Genomic DNA, 2634 nt, shown 5'->3' with positions numbered 1-2634 from the left:
TGTTTACTGAGGAAATATGGATATACGGAAGGTCACAACCACCGAGGTTTTACCAATTAGGCACCTTGTTTTATGGCCAAATAAGTCGCTTTCCTTTTGCGAAGTCGAAGAGGATAGCTCGGCAACTCATTACGGTGCATTTGTTGATGGGAACTTGATTTGTGTAGCGTCTATTTATATCAATGGACATGAAGCAAGGCTCAGGAAGTTCGCTACTTTACCAGAATATCAAGGGCAAGGAATTGGCTCAAAGGTCATACAAAAAGTGGTTTGTGACTTAAAATTGGCCAACGTAAATTACTTCTGGTGTGACGCGCGGACTTCAGCGCTACCTTTTTATGAGAAATTTGGACTACGCGTTGAAGGCGAAGAGTTCCAAAAGTCCGATGTGTCTTACTTCAAAATGTCTGTTTCGTGGGTTCAAGAACTGCAAACATAACAAATTGCTCAAGCAGACAGCTAACGTTTGGCGATTTTGGTTTGGTTGAGTTTAGTGATTAAGGTGGCTTTGCTTGAGTGTCGTGGTCGTTAGCTGCAACTTAGCAAGGCGTTAGTTGCTTTGAGATTGTGAAGGCTATAAAGGAATAATCAAGTTGGTTAAAATGTACGGTTCTGAGCAAACAAAAGCGTTCTGTTGCAATTGCAAAGAGGTAACTCTTCATAAATATGAAAACTTTGCACAACCTCAAAAATCCAATAAGCCAAAATCAACAGGATTTATCTCAAACTTGTTAGAATCAATCGCTAGTGCATTGATGGAAGGCGAGGCTACAGGTGATTACAAGTGCACAGTTTGTGGCACTAATCTACGTACCCCAGACAACTTGGACTAGCCCTGATAATCGGCTCTGAAATACGAAATTGCAAAGTTTCGCAACTAACAAACGGTTCAAGTGGATTCGTAACGCTCGGCACTTTTAGCGTCAAATTTGGTTTGTGTGATTACGGTGTTTAAATTTGGCTCGGTGGTGCGTCACTCACCACTTAACCGGGCGTTAGCACTCAGAGGAGAAACAGGATGTTTATCGCAGTCTATGAGTTTGAAGTTCGTGATGGAACGGAATCAAAGTTTCGTGAAGCATGGCTCGAAGTAACAAAGTCAATCTACCAGCATTGTGGCAGCTTTGGTTCTCGTCTTCATCGTTCAGATAAGCCAAATGTAATGGTCGGTTATGCCCAATGGCCAAGTCGTGAGCAATGGGAAAAAGACCATCAACTCACAGATGAGCTCTTTGAAATATCACGCAAGGAAATGCGTGAGTGTTTAGTGAAATCAAGTACCGTTTATAAACTCGAAGTCAGCGATGACTTTTTGCAAACTTATTTGGCGGAAAAGTGCTAACAAATTGTTCAAGCAGACAGCTAACAGTCGGCGATTTTGGTTTGGTTGAGTTTAGTGATTACGGTGGCTTTGTTTGAGTGTAATGGTAGTTAGCTGCTACTTAACAAGGCGTTATGTGCTTACGAGGAAATTGGAATGGAAGTAACAATCGGGAAGTCTGCTGTTCTCATCGAAAAGGCTCAGGCTATTAGGTATCAAGTATTCACGATGGAGCAAAGTATTCCGAATGAATTGGATTTTGATGGCTTAGATAGTGTAGCGGAACATGCCCTAGTTACAGAGACAAATCAGGCGGTAGCGACGGCTCGTCTAGTGATCAATACTGATGGTTCTTCGGTAATGGCAAGAGTTGCCGTTCTTGAAGCTTTCCGAGGTCGTGGTATTGCCTCAATAATCGTTAATAAGTTAATTGAGTATGCCCACATGCAAGGCGTAAGTTCTATAGAAATTCATGCTCATAGCTATTTACGTAGTTACTATGAACGGCTTGGTTTTGAATTTATCCAAGATGTAGAGATAGTTGGGGAGCATCAATTAATAGAAATGCGCCACCAATTAGTACGCACATAACAAATTGTTCAAGCAGACAGCTAACAGTCGGCGATTTTGGTTCGGTTGGGTTTAGTGATTACGGTGGCTTTGTTTGAGTGCAGTGGTAGTTAGCTGCAACTTAACAATGCGTTATGTGAATGGAGATAATAATGTCTTCTGTACCAAAAAATAAGAACGAACTAGAGCAGGCGATAAACTCAATATTCCACAAGTTGTTGATGGACTATCGCCAAATACCTGAAGAGCTATCTCGTGAAATTGGTGTTGAAGGGAATGTAAAAGGTACACTAATCAGTGTTTGTGACACGGTAGCTTACTTGATTGGTTGGGGGCAACTTGTTCTAAAGTGGCATAGCCTGAAGACACAAGGTAAACACGTAGACTTTCCCGAAAGTGGCTATAAATGGAACGAATTAGGTCTATTGGCTGAGAGTTTTCATCGCAAATATCAAGACTGGAGTTACGAGGCCTTACTTACTGAGCTGGAATCGACGACGGAACAAGTTTTGCTGTTAATTTCGAATTCGAGTGATGATGAGCTGTATGGCGTTGCATGGTACGAGAAGTGGACACTTGGTAGGATGATTCAATTTAATACGTCTTCACCAATGAAAAACATGCGTACAAAGGTTCGGCGTTTCAGTCGAGAATTCACATAACAAATTGTTCAAGCAGACAGCTAACAGTTGGCGATTTTGGTTTGGTTGAGTTTAGTGATTACGGTGGCTTTGATTGGGTGT

The 2634-nt window shown here is 41.7% G+C and carries 5 protein-coding genes; all 5 read left to right on the top strand.

Annotated features, from left to right (window positions below; all coding sequences use genetic code 11):
• Positions 1-16: 16 nt before the first annotated feature.
• The 5 genes from TZ48_RS18825 to TZ48_RS18805 all read left to right on the top strand — a co-directional run bounded on the left by TZ48_RS18825 (position 17) and on the right by TZ48_RS18805 (position 2553).
• The gene (locus TZ48_RS18825; protein ID WP_112480263.1) at positions 17-439 is read left to right on the top strand and encodes a GNAT family N-acetyltransferase; all 423 of its coding nucleotides are present in this window, start codon (positions 17-19) and stop codon (positions 437-439) included.
• Between the two features lie 163 nt (positions 440-602).
• The gene (locus TZ48_RS25435) at positions 603-833 is read left to right on the top strand and encodes a hypothetical protein (protein WP_239670969.1); all 231 of its coding nucleotides are present in this window, start codon (positions 603-605) and stop codon (positions 831-833) included.
• Between the two features lie 185 nt (positions 834-1018).
• Complete coding sequence (locus TZ48_RS18815) at positions 1019-1342, top strand: antibiotic biosynthesis monooxygenase family protein (RefSeq protein ID WP_112480261.1); 324 nt, start codon at positions 1019-1021, stop codon at positions 1340-1342.
• Positions 1343-1477: 135 nt separating this feature from the next.
• A complete protein-coding gene (locus tag TZ48_RS18810) occupies positions 1478-1912 on the top strand; it encodes a GNAT family N-acetyltransferase (protein ID WP_112480260.1) in 435 nt (144 codons plus the stop codon).
• A gap of 131 nt (positions 1913-2043) precedes the next feature.
• Complete coding sequence (locus tag TZ48_RS18805; RefSeq protein ID WP_112480259.1) at positions 2044-2553, top strand: ClbS/DfsB family four-helix bundle protein; 510 nt, start codon at positions 2044-2046, stop codon at positions 2551-2553.
• The last annotated feature ends 81 nt before the right edge of the window (positions 2554-2634 follow it).

This window comes from Vibrio variabilis, assembly GCF_003263785.1.
Taxonomy (GTDB): Bacteria; Pseudomonadota; Gammaproteobacteria; order Enterobacterales; family Vibrionaceae; genus Vibrio; species Vibrio variabilis.
The sequence above is the reverse complement of the archived record's forward strand: the minus strand, read 5'-3'. Positions and strand labels throughout refer to the sequence as shown.

Coding starts and splice junctions, on each gene's coding strand:
- TZ48_RS18825 (WP_112480263.1), top strand. CDS start 17: ATGGATATACGGAAGGTCACAACCACCGAGGTTTTACCAATTAGGCAC.
- TZ48_RS25435 (WP_239670969.1), top strand. CDS start 603: ATGTACGGTTCTGAGCAAACAAAAGCGTTCTGTTGCAATTGCAAAGAG.
- TZ48_RS18815 (WP_112480261.1), top strand. CDS start 1,019: ATGTTTATCGCAGTCTATGAGTTTGAAGTTCGTGATGGAACGGAATCA.
- TZ48_RS18810 (WP_112480260.1), top strand. CDS start 1,478: ATGGAAGTAACAATCGGGAAGTCTGCTGTTCTCATCGAAAAGGCTCAG.
- TZ48_RS18805 (WP_112480259.1), top strand. CDS start 2,044: ATGTCTTCTGTACCAAAAAATAAGAACGAACTAGAGCAGGCGATAAAC.